The sequence below is a fragment of the Streptococcus sp. GMD1S genome (assembly GCF_000296875.1).
In the GTDB taxonomy this organism is placed as follows: Bacteria; Bacillota; Bacilli; order Lactobacillales; family Streptococcaceae; genus Streptococcus.
The window spans coordinates 1-754 of sequence record NZ_AJQY01000399.1; the positions used below are offsets into that span (position 1 = coordinate 1).

The window sequence follows — 754 nt, forward strand, 5'->3', positions numbered from 1 at the left end:
GTCAACCTCTTTGATAAGACAGATGCACTTGTGCACATTTCTGAAATGGCTTGGACACGTACCAATAATGTAGAAGATTTAGTTCAAATTGGTGATTTTGTAGATGTAAAGGTTATTAAGATCGATGAAAAAGGTCGTGTAGATGCTTCTATGAAGGCACTCTTGCCACGTCCGCCAAAACCTGAACGTTCAGAAGAAAAAGGGGATAAAGGTCATCGTCATGGCGATCGTCCTCGTCACCACCACAAGGACCACAAACCTAAGAAAGAAACTACAGAAACACCAAAAGACTCAGAATAAGAAAGGAGAAATGTATGGGATGGTGGCGTGAAACCATTGATATCGTAAAAGAAAATGATCCAGCGGCTCGCACTACCTTGGAAGTCTTGCTGACCTATCCGGGTGTCAAAGCCTTGGCTGCTCACCGTCTCTCTCATTTTCTCTGGAAACATGGCTTTAAGCTTTTAGCTCGTATGCACAGCCAGTTTTGGCGTTTTTGGACGCAGATAGAGATTCACCCTGGTGCTCAGATCGAATCAGGTGTCTTTATTGACCATGGAGCAGGACTTGTGATTGGGGAGACAGCTATCGTTGAAAAAGGTGTTCTTCTCTACCATGGGGTTACTCTTGGAGGGACAGGTAAGGATAGTGGCAAACGCCATCCGACTGTTCGTAAAGGGGCGCTGATTTCGGCCCACGCTCAGGTGATTGGCCCTATTGAAATTGGAGAGAAAGCCAAAGTTGGGGCGGGTGC

2 protein-coding genes are annotated in these 754 nt (G+C 46.0%); both read left to right on the forward strand.

The window, feature by feature from the left end; all coding sequences use genetic code 11:
• Positions 1-300, forward strand: a 300-nt coding sequence (locus GMD1S_RS10620; protein ID WP_000324223.1) for a S1 RNA-binding domain-containing protein, incomplete at its 5' end; no start/stop codon positions are given.
• Positions 301-314: 14 nt separating this feature from the next.
• The coding region (gene epsC, locus GMD1S_RS10625) for a serine O-acetyltransferase EpsC (RefSeq protein ID WP_000539987.1) at positions 315-754 on the forward strand (440 nt) is incomplete at its 3' end.